Source organism: Saccharothrix texasensis (genome assembly GCF_003752005.1).
Lineage (GTDB): Bacteria > Actinomycetota > Actinomycetes > Mycobacteriales > Pseudonocardiaceae > Actinosynnema > Actinosynnema texasense.
The window spans coordinates 4,437,537-4,451,315 of the sequence record NZ_RJKM01000001.1 but is presented as its reverse complement, the minus strand read 5'-3'; the positions used below and the strand labels follow the sequence as shown (position 1 = coordinate 4,451,315).

The 13,779-nt window shown below is 69.4% G+C and carries 11 protein-coding genes; 9 read left to right on the top strand and 2 right to left on the bottom strand.

Annotation, left to right across the window (positions count from 1 at the left end; all coding sequences use genetic code 11):
- The first annotated feature begins 24 nt into the window (after nucleotides 1-24).
- Nucleotides 25-840, top strand: a complete 816-nt coding sequence (locus EDD40_RS43670) for an NUDIX domain-containing protein (RefSeq protein ID WP_246037727.1) — start codon at nucleotides 25-27, stop codon at nucleotides 838-840.
- Nucleotides 841-1,063: 223 nt separating this feature from the next.
- On the opposite strand, the gene trpS is transcribed toward EDD40_RS43670, so the two are convergent.
- The gene (gene trpS, locus EDD40_RS18835; RefSeq protein ID WP_123744086.1) at nucleotides 1,064-2,029 is read right to left on the bottom strand and encodes a tryptophan--tRNA ligase; all 966 of its coding nucleotides are present in this window, start codon (nucleotides 2,027-2,029) and stop codon (nucleotides 1,064-1,066) included.
- Between the two features lie 192 nt (nucleotides 2,030-2,221).
- Here trpS and EDD40_RS18830 point away from each other — a divergent pair, with 192 nt between their 5' ends.
- Nucleotides 2,222-2,521 carry a YciI family protein gene (locus tag EDD40_RS18830; protein ID WP_123744085.1) on the top strand — a complete coding sequence of 100 codons (300 nt, stop codon included), beginning with the start codon at nucleotides 2,222-2,224 and terminating at the stop codon, nucleotides 2,519-2,521.
- A 45-nt stretch (nucleotides 2,522-2,566) separates the two neighbouring features.
- On the opposite strand, the gene EDD40_RS18825 is transcribed toward EDD40_RS18830, so the two are convergent.
- Entirely contained in the window at nucleotides 2,567-2,788 is a 222-nt protein-coding gene (locus tag EDD40_RS18825) for a hypothetical protein (RefSeq protein WP_123744084.1), read from the bottom strand.
- Between the two features lie 147 nt (nucleotides 2,789-2,935).
- On the opposite strand from EDD40_RS18825, the gene typA reads away from it, so the two are divergent.
- The 7 genes from typA (at nucleotide 2,936) to EDD40_RS18790 (ending at nucleotide 13,729) form a co-directional block, all read left to right on the top strand.
- Complete coding sequence (typA, locus tag EDD40_RS18820; RefSeq protein ID WP_123744083.1) at nucleotides 2,936-4,837, top strand: translational GTPase TypA; 1,902 nt, start codon at nucleotides 2,936-2,938, stop codon at nucleotides 4,835-4,837.
- A 730-nt stretch (nucleotides 4,838-5,567) separates the two neighbouring features.
- The gene (locus EDD40_RS18815) at nucleotides 5,568-7,244 is read left to right on the top strand and encodes an ABC transporter family substrate-binding protein (protein ID WP_123744082.1); all 1,677 of its coding nucleotides are present in this window, start codon (nucleotides 5,568-5,570) and stop codon (nucleotides 7,242-7,244) included.
- A 291-nt stretch (nucleotides 7,245-7,535) separates the two neighbouring features.
- Complete coding sequence (locus EDD40_RS18810; RefSeq protein ID WP_123744081.1) at nucleotides 7,536-9,359, top strand: ABC transporter family substrate-binding protein; 1,824 nt, start codon at nucleotides 7,536-7,538, stop codon at nucleotides 9,357-9,359.
- 150 nt (nucleotides 9,360-9,509) lie between these two features.
- Nucleotides 9,510-10,508: an ABC transporter permease gene (locus tag EDD40_RS18805; RefSeq protein ID WP_123744080.1), complete on the top strand. Its 999-nt coding sequence runs from the start codon at nucleotides 9,510-9,512 to the stop codon at nucleotides 10,506-10,508.
- Nucleotides 10,501-11,460, top strand: coding sequence for an ABC transporter permease (locus EDD40_RS18800; RefSeq protein WP_123744079.1), 960 nt, complete (start codon nucleotides 10,501-10,503; stop codon nucleotides 11,458-11,460). Before EDD40_RS18805 ends, EDD40_RS18800 begins: the two co-directional genes overlap by 8 nt.
- A 38-nt stretch (nucleotides 11,461-11,498) precedes the next feature.
- Nucleotides 11,499-12,665, top strand: coding sequence for an ABC transporter ATP-binding protein (locus EDD40_RS18795; RefSeq protein WP_123748124.1), 1,167 nt, complete (start codon nucleotides 11,499-11,501; stop codon nucleotides 12,663-12,665).
- Nucleotides 12,662-13,729, top strand: a complete 1,068-nt coding sequence (locus EDD40_RS18790) for an ABC transporter ATP-binding protein (RefSeq protein WP_123744078.1) — start codon at nucleotides 12,662-12,664, stop codon at nucleotides 13,727-13,729. The genes EDD40_RS18795 and EDD40_RS18790 overlap by 4 nt, the downstream gene beginning before the upstream one ends.
- Nucleotides 13,730-13,779: the final 50 nt, after the last annotated feature.

The following is a 13,779-nucleotide window of genomic DNA, read 5'->3' as shown; positions in this document are numbered from 1 at the left end:
GCGCCTCTGACAGGATGGGCGACCGTGCCCGAGCTGAGAACCACCACCCTCGTCGACGCGCCGTTGCGGACCGTCGCCGCCGCGCTGCTCGACGCGCGACTGCTGGCCCGTGCCGTGCGGGGGTTGGGCGTGCGGATCACCGGCGGGGCGCCCGTGCTGCACGTGGGTGCCTCGCTGGCCGGGTCCGTGGGGCCGGTGAACGGCACGCTGGTCGTGACGCGGGCCGACACCACCGGCGTGTCGGCGGAGCTGGTCGGCGGGCCGTTGCCGAAGTTCACGCTGGTCACGGACCTGCTGCACACCGGCGGCGGCACGATGGTGGTCGACTCGGTCGAGTGGTCGAGCCCCGGCGGGCCGTTCGGCCGGCTGGCGGACGTCCTCGTGGGCCGCGGCCTGGCCCTGAAAGTGCTGCAAGCGCGTGCCGCCGCGGTGGCCGCGCGCAGCACCGAGCTGTTGAGGGCGCGCGTGGTGGTGGGTGCCGCGATCGTCCACGACGGCCGCCTCCTGGCCCAGCAGCGCAGCTACCCGCCCGAGGCGGCCGGCAAGTGGGAGCTCCCGGGTGGGCGCGTGGAGCCGGACGAGACCGACCACGCCGCCGTGGTCCGCGAGTGCGCGGAGGAACTGGGCGTGACCGTCACCCCCGGTGACCGGATCGGCCCGGACGTCCCCCTGCGCCCCGACCTCCTGCTCCGCGCCTACGCCGCGACCCTGACCTCGGGCACCCCGACCCCCACCGACCACCAGGCGATCCGCTGGCTGACCTCCGCCACCCTCGACTCCGTCGACTGGCTGCCCGCCGACCGCGTCCTCCTCCCCGCCCTCCGCCCCCTCCTCCCCTGACCCCCGAGAGTCCAACCCCCACCCCGCGCGAGTCCAACGTTCACGTCACGCGTGTCCTACGTTCAGAACACCCGAGTTGAACGCTCAGCGCAGTGGATCTTGTGCTGAACGTTCAACTCGGGGTGCCTGAACGTAGGACACATGCGTTCCGAACGTAGGACACGCGCGTTCTGGAGGTAGGACTCACGCGGCGTGGAGGTTGGACTCTCGCGCGGGGTGGAGGTCAGCCCAGGCCGGACATGCGTAGGGCGGCGTCGAGGCGGTGGCGGCACCGCTCACGCGAGCGTTCCGCGCCGTACGCCCGCGCCCGGTCCAGCTCGGCCGGGTCGTCGAGCAGCCCCTGCGTCACCTCGCGCACGGGACGCAGCTCCTCGATCACCGCGTCCGCCGCGGCTTCCTTCAACTCCGAGTAGTCCTTCACCGAACCCGCCAGCTCCGCCGGGTCCTTCCGGGTGCACGCCGCCAGGATCTCCAGCAGGTTGGCCACGCCCGGCTGCTCCTCCGGCGCGTAACGCACCTCACCCCGGTCGTCGGTCACCGCACGCCGGATCTTGCGCCGCACCAGGTCCGGCGGGTCGAGCACGAACACGGTGCCCGCCGCGTCCTTCGCCGTCTTGGCCATCTTCCGCGTCGGATCGGCCAGGTCGCGGACCCGCGCCGCGGTCGGCGGCACCACGGACCGGGGCATGGTGAACACCTCGCCGTAAGTGCCGTTGAACCGCCGCGCCAGCACCCGCGCCAGCTCCACGTGCTGCCGCTGGTCGTCGCCGACGGGCACCTCGTGCGCGCCCTGCAGCAGGATGTCGGCCGCCATCAGCACCGGGTACGTGAGCAGGCTCAACCGGACCGACGACCGGCCCGCCGACTTCTCCTTGAACTGGATCATCCGGGCCGCTTCGCCGTAGGTGCAGGTGCACTCCAGCACCCACGTCAGCGCGCCGAGCTCGCGGACCAGGTCGGACTGCACCGCCACCGACCTCGGGTCGACACCGGCGGCGATGAGCACCGCCAGCTGCTCCCGGGTCAGCGATCGCAGTCGTGACGGGTTGTGCGACGTCGTCATCGCGTGCAGGTCGCTGATGAAGTAGACGTCCTCCTCGGTGCCCTCGGCGGCCCACCGCCGGATCGCGCCGAGGTAGTTGCCGAGCTGGACGGGGCCGGACGGGGTGATCGCGGACAGCCTGATCATGGTGATCCCTTCGGGGTCTGCCCGCTCGACCCGACCCCGAAAGCACGAAGGCCGCCCCGGCGGGCGGCCTGCGTTCGTCTGACGCGCAGTTCTCAGGGCCGCCTGAAGGCGGACCACCAGAACGGGTAAAGAGTGCGCACAACCGCGATTCTAGCGTGTAACCCCCGTGTGTCGGGGGTCTACATTTCTTCTATGTACGTCGTGCTGCTGGAGTACACCGCACCGCTGGACGAGGTCGACTACGCCCTCCCGGACCACGTGGAGTGGCTGAGGAAGCAGTACGAGGCCGGGTACTTCCTGGCCTCGGGCCGGCAGGTGCCCCGCGTGGGCGGCGTGATCATCGCGCGGCCGATGGCGCGCGGGAAGCTGGACGCGCTGCTGGCCACCGACCCGTTCGCGGTCGGCAAGCTGGCGAAGTACCAGGTGGTGGAGTTCCAGGCCACCCGGACCGCGCCCGAGCTGGCCGGGATCAACGAGGCGGTGGTGGGCTAGCCGCGGGCGGCCTCGTCCCACCCGGCGTCGGCCGGGCGGCGGCCCTCACGCGGCCGGCTTCAGGTCGCCCTTCTTCCCGCTCTTCTTCCCGGCCTTCTTGCCCTGTTCCCGCTCCTTCCGAGCCTTGCGCTCCTGCTTGGCCGCCTTCTTCGCGGCCTTCTCCCGCGCCTTGAGCAGCACCACGACCGGACAGCTCTTGCACCTCGGTGTGGAACGGCAGCACTTCTTCTTCACCTTGACCTTGCCCACGCGGCGTGCTCCACTCATCCGGGTGTCCTCAGAGTAGGTGAGGCTGACCTCACCTGCCGTCCGTGTGTGGTAAGGGCACTCCGCCCGGTAAGCTGTACTGAGGCTGCGCGCGATCCAACGTCCGGCGCCTGGCTTCCCTCGCACAAACAGCTCTAGGAGTTCCGCGTGCCCACGGCCACCGCGTCGATCAAGGAAACGCTGGTCCGCAACGACCTGCGCAACGTCGCGATCGTCGCGCACGTTGACCACGGCAAGACGACCCTCGTCGACGCCATGCTCCGCCAGTCCGGGGCCTTCTCCGAACGTGCCGAGCTCGTCGACCGGGTCATGGACTCGGGCGAGCTGGAACGTGAGAAGGGCATCACGATCCTGGCCAAGAACACCGCCGTGCGCCGCCACACGCCCGACGGTCCCGTCACCATCAACGTGGTCGACACCCCGGGTCACGCCGACTTCGGCGGCGAGGTCGAACGCGGCCTCTCCATGGTCGACGGCGTCGTGCTGCTCATCGACGCCTCCGAGGGCCCGCTGCCGCAGACCCGGTTCGTGCTGCGCAAGACCCTGGCCGCCGGCCTGCCGGTGATCCTGGTGGTGAACAAGGTCGACCGCCCCGACGCCCGGATCTCCGAGGTCGTCGAGGAAGCTCACGACCTGCTGCTCGACCTGGCCAGCGAGGTCGGCGCCGACGACTCGGTGCTCGACCTGCCGGTCGTCTACGCCTCGGCGCGCGCCGGCCGGGCCTCGCTCAACCAGCCCGAGGACGGCGGCCTGCCCGACGAGGAGAACCTCGACGTGCTGTTCGAGGTCCTGTTCAAGCACATCCCGGCCCCGCTGGGCGACTCCGACGCGCCGCTGCGCGCGCTGGTGACCAACCTCGACGCGTCGTCGTTCCTCGGCCGCATCGCGCTGTGCCGGATCGAGGCGGGCACCATCCGCAAGGGCGAGACGGTGGCCTGGTGCCGTGAGGACGGCACGATCCAGAAGGTCCGCATCACCGAGCTACTGATCACCGAGGCGCTCGACCGCGTGCCCGCCGAGTCGGCGAAGGCCGGTGACCTGGTCGCCATCGCCGGCATCCCGGACATCACCATCGGCGACACGCTCGCCGACGTGGACAACCCCGAGCCGCTGCCGCGGATCACCGTGGACGAGCCCGCGATCTCGATGACGATCGGCGTCAACACCTCGCCGCTGGCGGGTCGCGGCGGCGGCACCAAGCTGACCGCGCGGGTGCTCAAGGCCCGGTTGGACTCGGAGCTGGTCGGCAACGTGTCGGTGCGCGTGCTGCCGACCGAGCGGCCGGACACGTGGGAGGTGCAGGGCCGCGGTGAGCTGGCGCTGGCCATCCTCGTCGAGCAGATGAAGCGCGAAGGCTTCGAGCTGACCGTCGGCAAGCCGCAGGTGGTCACCAAGACCGTCGACGGCAAGCTGCACGAGCCGTTCGAGCGGCTGACGATCGACGCGCCCGAGGAGCACCTGGGCGCCATCACCCAGCTGCTGGCCAACCGCAAGGGCCGGATGGAGAACATGTCCGGCCACGGTTCCGGGCGGATCAAGCTGGAGTACGTCGTGCCGTCGCGCGGCCTCATCGGCTTCCGCACCGAGTTCCTCACCGAGACGCGCGGCACCGGCATCGCGAACGCCGTGTCCGAGGGCTACGCCCCGTGGGCCGGCGAGATCCGGACCAGGCACAACGGCTCCCTCGTCGCCGACCGGTCGGGCCAGATCACCGCGTACGCGATGATCCAGCTGGCGGACCGGGGCACGTTCTTCGTCGAGCCCGGCGCCGAGGCGTACGAGGGCATGGTCGTCGGCGAGAACCCGCGCGCGGAGGACCTGGACGTCAACGTCTGCCGTGAGAAGAAGCTGACGAACATGCGCACGTCGACGGCCGACGTGATGGAGACCCTGGCCCGGCCGCGGAAGCTGTCGCTGGAGGAGGCGCTCGAGTTCTGCGCCGCCGACGAGTGCGTCGAGGTCGCGCCGGAGGTCGTGCGGGTGCGCAAGGTGATCCTGGACGCCAACCAGCGCGGCCGTGAGCGCAGCCGCAACAAGTTGCGGGGCTGACCGCCGCTCCTTATATATAGGGTCTGTCCGACGGGCACCCCCGGCTTCGGCCGGGGGTGCCCGTCGGTTCACCGCCCCTCCACCCGTGACCACTGAACACGATCGGGTGAACATAGGCCAAAAATGTACGGTAACGCTGTTACCGCCCCTCGGTTGGAACATGAGGAAACCGACCGACCGCCCCGCCGCCGACCACCCCCCGATCCCCACCACCTCCCACACCCACCGGCCACCACCACTCCCGCCCGCCACCCCCACAGCCCGCCCACCACCTGCCCGCACCGGGCCCCCGGCCCCGCCCCGCCGCCACACCCGCGCCCCGGCCACACGCCTGGCCGCACGCCGCGCCCACTCGCGCCCACGCCGCCGGCCCACGCCCGTGCGGCCCGGCCTCCGCGCCCGCACGCCTGGCCCCGCGCCCGCGCCCGCCGGGCCGGCCGCCCTGCGCGCCCTCCGCCGCCTGCGCCCCGGCTCCGCGCCCGCCCGTCCAGCCGCCGCCCGGTGCCCGCCGGCCCCGGCTGCCGCACCCGGTGGCCCCCGCCCGCCCGCGCGATCGCGGGCCCGGGCTGCCGTTGACGCCGGACCGATCGCCGATCCCGGCCGCGGCGTTGGCGACGCATCCGTCGACGTCGACCGACGCGCCCGGCGTGCGAATGCCACCGGGGCGTGTCGCGTGGGCAGTGGTGGGGTTGGGAGTCAACTGTCAGCGTCGTCTGGCACGCTCGTACCCATGGGGACGCGGAGGGTTCTTGCGGTGGTGGCTGCGCTCGCGCTGGTCGGAGCGGGTTGCACGGCCGCGCCGCCGTTGCCCCTCGTGCCGTCGACGCCCGGGGTGACGGTCGTGCCGAAGGAGAAGCAGAACGAGGTCGTCGTCGGCGTGGACGACGTCAAGGGCGGCTACAACCCGCACACGCTGGCCGGTCAGAGCAGCGTCACGACGGCGCTGTCCGCGCTGCTCCTGCCCTCGACCTTCCGGACCGACGCGGACGGCAGCCCGAAGCTCGACCTGGACCTCGTGGTGAGCGCCGAGGTGACCAGCGCGGACCCCTACACGGTGACGTACACGTTGCGGCGGGATGCCAGCTGGTCGGACTCGGCGCCCATCGCGGCGGAGGACTTCGTCTACCTGTGGCAGCGGATGCGGGAGGAGCCCGGGGTGGTCGACCCCGCCGGGTACCGGCTCATCGACGACATCGCCAGCCGGGAGGGCGGCAAGGTCGTCGAGGTCGTGTTCGACAAGCCCTACCCCGGCTGGCGCAGCCTGTTCCGCAACCTCCTGCCCGCCCACCTGCTGAAAGACGCGCCCGGGGGGTGGGGTGCGGCCCTCGCGGACAGCTTCCCGGCGACCGCGGGGCCGTTCGCGGTCCGCACGCTCGACCAGCCGCGCGGCGAGATCATCCTCGAGCGCAGCGACCGCTTCTGGGAGGCGCCGCCCGCGCTCGACCGGGTGATCCTGCGCCGCGCGAACCAGCACGACACGATCGAGGCGCTGAACACCGGTGACGACCAGGTCGCCCTCATCCACGCGGACGCCATCGCGGTCAAGGACATCGACGAGCTGGCCAAGACCAGGTCGCTCGCCAGCGTGGTCGTGCCCCGCGCGGAGGTCGTCCAGCTGCTTTTCCGGCCCGCCTCGCCGCGCATGCAGGACCTGCGGGTCCGCACCGCCGTGATGAACCTGCTCGACCGCGACGACCTGATCGCCACCGGCACCCGGAGCGGACCCAGCGCGGGCCTCCGCGCGGACGCCCAGGTGATCCCGCCGAGCAAGCCCGGCCACCTCCCGACGATGCCCGCCAAGGCCGGTGACCCGGTGCTACTGCTCACCGAGGCGGGTTACACCCGACCGGAGGGCGGGCAGTGGTTGAGGGACGGCAAGCCGTTCGAGTTGACCATCGCCGCACCCGCCGGGATCGAGCCGTACGTGACCGTCGCGAACCGCGTCCAGCGTCAACTGTCATTGTCCGGAATCGCCGCGCGCGTCCTGACAACGCCGCCCAATCAGTTGTTCGGCCAAGATCTGTCGGATACCGCCCCTTCCAATGAGCCCGTCGACATTGCCGTCGTGCCACAGGTCGACACCGGCGATTCCGCGGCCGTTCTGGCTTCCACATTCGGGTGCCGTCCGTCACCCGAGGACGGCGGTACACCCTTTCCGGCGAATCTGTCCGGTTTCTGCGACCAGGCGGTCCAGCCGGTGATCGACCAGGCCCTCAGCGGCCAGGTGCTGCTCGCCGACGCCCTCCGGACCATCGAGCCGATCCTCTGGCAGCAGGCCGTCTCGCTACCGTTGTTCCAGGTAGCGGACCTGCTGGTGGTCCTACCGGAGGCGGAGAACGTCTCCGCCGGTGCTCCGTTCGCCGGTCCGCTGAGCACCGCGCGCTCCTGGCGGCGCGTGGAACGTTGACCGTTGACCCGGACGAAACACTGGCTTCAAGATGCGTTCGCGGTGCAGTATTGACAGTATTCTCGTCGTCCGGTTAACGAACGCTCCCGCCCGGTAACGACGGAGTCGCATGCTGCGACCAACGTGTCACCCTTTGGTCACGATCGGCCGATGGGCAGTGACCGTGCCGCGCACTGGTTCTTATCGTGCTGCAACGGTGTGTCGGTTCGGGGCGCGTTTGGCACATCACGGTTATGGGTGGAAGTCGGCCCAAACGGTCGCTCCAACCCAGTGCTAGGAGGGCACGTGTCGATGAGGAGATCAAAGGCTGTCTCGGCGCTTGCGCTGTTGACCGGAGCCGCGCTCGTGCTGAGCGCGTGCGGCGGCGGCGGCTCGGGCAGCGGCGATCAAGGCGGGCCGCAGGACCTCGACCCCGGCGCGATCGGTGGTCAGGACGAGCTGTTGAAGCGTCCGAAGGTGGACGACATCGGCGAGGTCGCGATCGCCGTCGAAGAGGGCTTCAGCAACTACAACAACAACATCGGCGCGACGAACAACTTCGCGAGCACCATCGCGCTGTCGAACGTGCAGCCCTCGCCGTACATCACCGAGCTGGTCGACGGCAAGGTCATCATCAAGATCGACGGTGACCTGATGGAGTCCATCAAGGTGACGTCGAGCGACCCGCAGGCGATCGAGTGGAAGGTCCAGAAGGCCGCCGTCTGGTCCGACGGCGAAGCCATCGACTGCGACGACTTCCACCTCAAGTGGCTGGCCGCGACGAGCAAGGCCACCGTCAAGGGCGAAGACGGCACGGAAGCTTCGATCTTCGACTCGTCCGACACGGGCTACAAGGACATCGAGAAGCTCGAGTGCTCCGACGACGGCAAGACCATCACCACCACGTTCTTCAAGGACAAGGCGTTCGCGGACTACCGTGCCCTGTTCTCGCAGCCCGGTAGCGACAGCCTGCTGCCGGCGCACATCCTGGAGCAGAAGACCGGCGTCGCGGACATCACCAAGATCTCGCCCGCGCAGAACGACGACACGGTCAAGAAGATCGCCGAGTTCTACACGACCGGCTGGCGGGGCTTCGACCCGGCGGTCGCGCTGTCCGGCGGTCCGTACGTCATCACCTCGGCCGACCTCAAGGACCAGACGGTCCTGGAGCGCAACCCGAAGTGGTGGGGCAACCCCGGTGGCCCGTCCAAGGTCATCCTGAAGACGAACACGGACGCCCAGTCTGCCGCTCAGCAGCTGCAGAACAAGGAAGTCCAGGTCATCGCCCCGCAGGCCGACGCCGCCGTGGCGCAGCAGCTGCGCGGTGACAGCGCGTTCAACGTCTTCGCGGCCGGTGGCCAGACGTACGAGCACGTCGACTTCAACATGGCGCTGCCCCTGTTCAAGGAGAACAAGGACCTGCGCACGGCGATCGCCCAGTGCTTCGACCGCGACGGCCTGGTCGAGAAGCTCGTGGCGGACGTGGACCCGAACGCCAAGCCGCTGGGCAGCCTGACGTTCATGCCGAACGAGGTCGGCTACGAGGACCACTACAGCGACACCGGCAAGGGTGACGTCGCGGCGGCCAAGAAGACCCTCGAGGACGGCGGCTGGAAGCAGGGCGCCGACGGCATCTACACCAAGGGCGAGTTCCGCGCGTCCTTCAAGCTCGGCCACAAGATCGTCCAGCGCCGTGCGGACACCGTCCGCATCCTGCAGGACAAGTGCAAGCAGGCCGGCATCGAGATCGTCGACGACCAGGCGGCCGACTTCAACGACAAGCGCCTCCCGGCCAGCGAGTTCGAAGCCGCGCTGTTCGCGTGGGTCGGCCAGCCGCTGAAGGCCGGCGCGTACGGCAACTACGCCCAGAAGGACAAGGGCGGCACGGCCAACTACAACAACTACGACTCCGCCGCGTTGACGGAGAAGTGGGCGGCCGCGAACAGCGAGCTGGACTACCAGAAGCGCATCACCATGATGAACGACGCGGACAAGATCATGCGGGACGACCTGCACAGTGTCCCGCTGTTCCAGCTGACCGACTTCGCGGCGTCGAGCGCGGACATCGGGCCGATCTCGTACATCGGTGTCGGCGGTGGCGTGACCTGGAACCTGTACGCCTGGCAGAAGAAGTAGTAGACGCCGGGCTCGGTGAGCCCAGCTGGAAAAGCACGACCCAACCGCCGGGGGGCCGGTGCCACAAGCACCGGCCCCCCGGAGGGTGTCCGCGTCCGGTAGGCTCCCACGCTTGCACGCGGGGGTGCCTAGGGAGACTAGAGACTCGTCATGTTCCGTTACATAATCCGGCGGTTGTTGATCTCGATTCCGCTGTTGATCGTCGCCTCATTCCTCTGCTTCGGTCTGGTCAACGCCATGGGTGATCCCCTGGGCGAGTGGAAGCTCCAGAAGGCCCGGACACCGGCGGAAATCGCTGCCGCGTACGAGCGGACGGGCTACAACAAGCCGTTCATGGAGCGCTACGTAAACTGGGCCGGCGACTTCGTCACCGGTGACTGGGGCGAGTCCGTCGTCCCCGGCAACGCGGGCAAGCCGGTCAAGGACGAGCTGCTCAAGGCCTTCGGCGTCACGCTGCGGCTGATCCTGGGCGCGGAGTTGATCGCGTTGCTGCTCGGCATCGCCGTCGGTGTCATCGGCGCGGTCAGACAGTATTCGATATTCGACTACACGGCGACCGGAATATCGTTCGCCATGTTCTCGATGCCCTTGTTCTGCGTCGCCCTGGTGCTCAAGGCCGGTGGTATCGAGCTGAACAACTGGCTGGAGTCCATCGGGGCCGACCGGTGGATCATCACGGCGGGTCCGCCAGGCGACGGGTTCGGCGGAAGCTTCGGCCAGCAGGTGTTCCAGTACAGCGGCGCGTACATCCTGCCCACCATTTCGCTGGTGGTCATCCAGTTCGCGCTCTACAGTCGTTTCCAGCGCGCCTCGATGCTGGAGACGCTCAACGCCGACTACGTCCGCACGGCGCAGGCGAAGGGCATTTCGGAGGCGCGGTCGATCTTCCGGCACGCGTTCCGCAACGCGCTCATCCCGATCATCACGGTCTCCTCGCTCAACATCGGCGCCGGGTTCGGCGGCGCGGTGATCACCGAAACGGTCTTCAGCTGGTCCGGAATGGGCAAGTTCATCGTCGAGGCCATCACGAAGATCGAGCCGTACCAGGTGCTCGGCTTCATGATGCTCACGGCCGTGTTCATCATCGTGTTCAACCTGATCGCGGACATCCTGTACGCCTTCCTGGACCCGAGGATTCGCCTTGACTGAGATCGGTTCCCCCGTGGCGCAGGCGCCCGCGCCCCAGTCGGGCGGCGAGGTGAGCACGTTCGACGCGACCACGGCGCGCAAGCAGTGGCAGGTGGTCCTGCGCCGGTTCACCCGGCACAAGGCCGCCCTGGTCGGCTCGGTCCTGTTCGCGATCCTGGTGCTGTTCGCCTTCTTCGGCGGCGTGTTCTGGAAGTACCCGTACACGGACCTCGGCTTCAAGCGGTACCTGCCGCCCAGCGCCGACCACCCGTTCGGCACGGACCGGCTGGGCGGCGACATGGTCGCCCTGATCATCCGCGGCACGCAGTTCTCGCTCCAGATCGCGATCGTGGTGGCGGTGCTGTCCACCGTCATCGGCGTGGTCCTGGGCGCGCTGGCCGGCTACATGAAGGGCTGGGTCGACACCCTGATCAGCCGCTTCATCGACCTGCTGCTGGTGATCCCCAGCCTGATCATCGCGGCCGTGCTGGTGCGCAACAGTTTCGTGGTGGCGGTGGCGGGCGGCAGCGGCGGCAGCAACTGGCTGATCGTCGCGCTCTACCTGGGCCTGATCGGCTGGCTGTCGATCGCCCGGGTGATCCGCGGCATGGTGCTGTCGCTGCGCGAGAAGGAGTTCGTGGAGGCGGCCCGCGCGCTGGGCGCGTCCACGTTCCGCATCGTGTTCCGGCACATCCTGCCCAACACCGTGGACGTGATCATCGTGAACGCCACGCTGGCGATCGCGCAGGCCGTGCTGCTGGAGGCCGCGCTGTCGTTCATCGGCCTCGGCGTGCAGAGCCCGGACACGTCGCTCGGCCTGATGATCAGCCTGAACAAGAACGAGCTGACGCTGCACCCGTGGCTGTTCCTCACCCCGTTCGTGTTCATCGTGCTGATCTCACTCGCGGTGAACTTCATCGGCGACGGTCTCCGGGACGCCTTCGACCCGCGGCAGAGGAGGGTGAAGGCATGAGCGAGCTGGACGTGACCGCCGCCGGAGGTGGCAACCAGATGACGGCCCTGACCGAGTCGATCTTCGACAACACCGCCGGCGGCGAGAAGCTGCTCCGGGTCGAGAACCTGTCGGTCGACTTCCCGACCGACGACGGCACCGTGCACGCGGTGCGGGACGTGTCGTTCACCCTCGGCCCCGGCGAGGTGCTGGGCATCGTGGGCGAGTCGGGTTCCGGCAAGTCCGTGTCGTCGATGGCGATCATGGGCCTGCTGCCCAAGACCGCGAAGATCGGCGGGTCGATCAAGTTCAAGGACCGCGAGCTCGTCGGCCTGAACTACAAGCAGATGCAGCCGGTCCGCGGCAACGGCGTCTCGATGATCTTCCAGGACCCGATGACCTCGATGAACCCGGTGTACACGGTGGGCTGGCAGCTCGCCGAGGCGCACCGGGCGCACCACGACGTGTCGAAGAAGGCCGCCTGGGCCAAGGCCGTCGAGGCGCTGGAGCTCGTCGGCATCCCGCAGCCGGACCGCCGCGCCTCGCAGTACCCGCACGAGTTCTCCGGCGGCATGCGGCAGCGCGCGATGATCGCGATGGCGATCATCAACGACCCGGACGTGATCATCGCGGACGAGCCGACCACGGCGCTGGACGTGACCGTGCAGGCGCAGATCCTGGACACGCTGCTGCGCATCCGGGACGAGACGAGCGCGGGCATCATGGTCATCACGCACGACCTGGGCGTGGTGGCGGGCATGGTGGACCGCGTGCAGGTCATGTACGGCGGCACGGTCGTCGAGCAGGGCACCGTGGACGAGGTCTTCGAGGCGCAGCGGATGCCGTACACCGTCGGCCTGCTGGGCTCGATCCCGAACCCGAACCTGCTGGGCAAGCGGCTCACCCCGATCAAGGGCGCGCCCCCGTCGCTGATGAACCTGCCGCAGGGCTGCTCGTTCTCGCCCCGCTGCCCGTTGGCGATCGACGAGTGCCGCGAGACCGAGCCGCTGCTGCTGGAGACCGACCGGGCAGGCCACTTCGCGCGGTGCCACCGCTCCGCGCACCTGGCGACCATCGAGAACCCGCAGCGGCTGTTCGCCCACGACGAGATCGGCGTGGTCGAGAACCCCGCGTCGCTGACCATGGCGAACCCGGACATCCCGGTGAGCGAGGACCTCGACGTGGTCGAAGCTCGGTTGCACGAAGAGGAGAAGCCGACCTCATGACCTCGACAGACATCAACCCCCAGGCCGGTGGCCTCGTCTCGGGCGGACGTCCGGGCGAGACCCCGCTGCTGGAGGTCAAGGACCTGGTCAAGTCGTTCCCGGTGCGCGGCGGCGGCATCATCCCGCGCACCGTGGGGCAGGTCCAGGCGGTGTCCGGGGTGAGCTTCGACCTCTACCCGGGCGAGACGCTGGGCCTGGTCGGCGAGTCCGGCTGCGGCAAGTCCACCACCGGTCGGGCGATCCTCCAGCTGCACAAGCCGACGTCCGGCTCGGTGAAGTTCGAGGGCCGCGAGCTCACCAAGCTGCGCGGCAAGGGCCTGCGCGGCGTGCGGCGGGACATGCAGATCGTGTTCCAGGACCCGTACGCGTCGCTGAACCCGCGCTGGCAGATCAACGAGCTGATCTCCGAGCCGTTCAAGATCCACGGCCTGCCGCCGGACGCGGGCGGCGACGTGCAGCACCGGGTCAACGAGCTCATGGAGCTGGTGGGCCTGAACCCGGAGCACCGCAACCGGTACGCGCACGAGTTCTCCGGCGGCCAGCGCCAGCGCATCGGCATCGCCCGGGCGCTCGCGCTGAACCCGAAGCTCGTGGTGCTGGACGAGCCGGTGTCCGCGCTGGACGTGTCGGTGCAGGCCGGTGTGGTGAACCTGCTGGAGGAGCTGCAGGAACGCCTGGGCCTGGCGTACCTGTTCGTGGCGCACGACCTGTCGGTCGTGCGGCACATCTCCGACCGGGTCGCCGTGATGTACCTCGGCAAGATCATCGAGATCGGCGAGCGGGAGGACATCTACGCCCGGCCGATGCACCCGTACACGCAGGCGCTGCTGTCCGCGGTGCCCGTGCCGAACCCGAAGGTGGAGCGCCGGCGTCAGCGGATCGTGCTCACCGGTGACGTGCCCTCGCCGGTGAACCCGCCGTCGGGCTGCCGCTTCCGCACCCGGTGCTGGAAGGCGCAGGACATCTGCGCCGTCGAGGAGCCCAAGCTGGAACGGCGCGGCGACGGCAGCGGCACGCTCTCGGCGTGCCACTTCGCCGAAGTGGTCCCGGCGCTGGTGGGGTGAGTTCCGGAATCGGTCCCCCGCGGCCTCGCGGGGGACCGAGCCGCCGGCTG

Excerpts from the sequence above, each read along its gene's own strand:
- EDD40_RS18790 (WP_123744078.1), top strand. The coding sequence starts at position 12,662 with ATGACCTCGACAGACATCAACCCCCAGGCCGGTGGCCTCGTCTCGGGC.
- EDD40_RS18795 (WP_123748124.1), top strand. The coding sequence starts at position 11,499 with ATGACGGCCCTGACCGAGTCGATCTTCGACAACACCGCCGGCGGCGAG.
- EDD40_RS18815 (WP_123744082.1), top strand. The coding sequence starts at position 5,568 with ATGGGGACGCGGAGGGTTCTTGCGGTGGTGGCTGCGCTCGCGCTGGTC.
- trpS (WP_123744086.1), bottom strand. The coding sequence starts at position 2,029 with ATGATCAGGCTGTCCGCGATCACCCCGTCCGGCCCCGTCCAGCTCGGC.
- EDD40_RS18830 (WP_123744085.1), top strand. The coding sequence starts at position 2,222 with ATGTACGTCGTGCTGCTGGAGTACACCGCACCGCTGGACGAGGTCGAC.
- EDD40_RS18825 (WP_123744084.1), bottom strand. The coding sequence starts at position 2,788 with ATGAGTGGAGCACGCCGCGTGGGCAAGGTCAAGGTGAAGAAGAAGTGC.
- EDD40_RS18810 (WP_123744081.1), top strand. The coding sequence starts at position 7,536 with ATGAGGAGATCAAAGGCTGTCTCGGCGCTTGCGCTGTTGACCGGAGCC.
- EDD40_RS18805 (WP_123744080.1), top strand. The coding sequence starts at position 9,510 with ATGTTCCGTTACATAATCCGGCGGTTGTTGATCTCGATTCCGCTGTTG.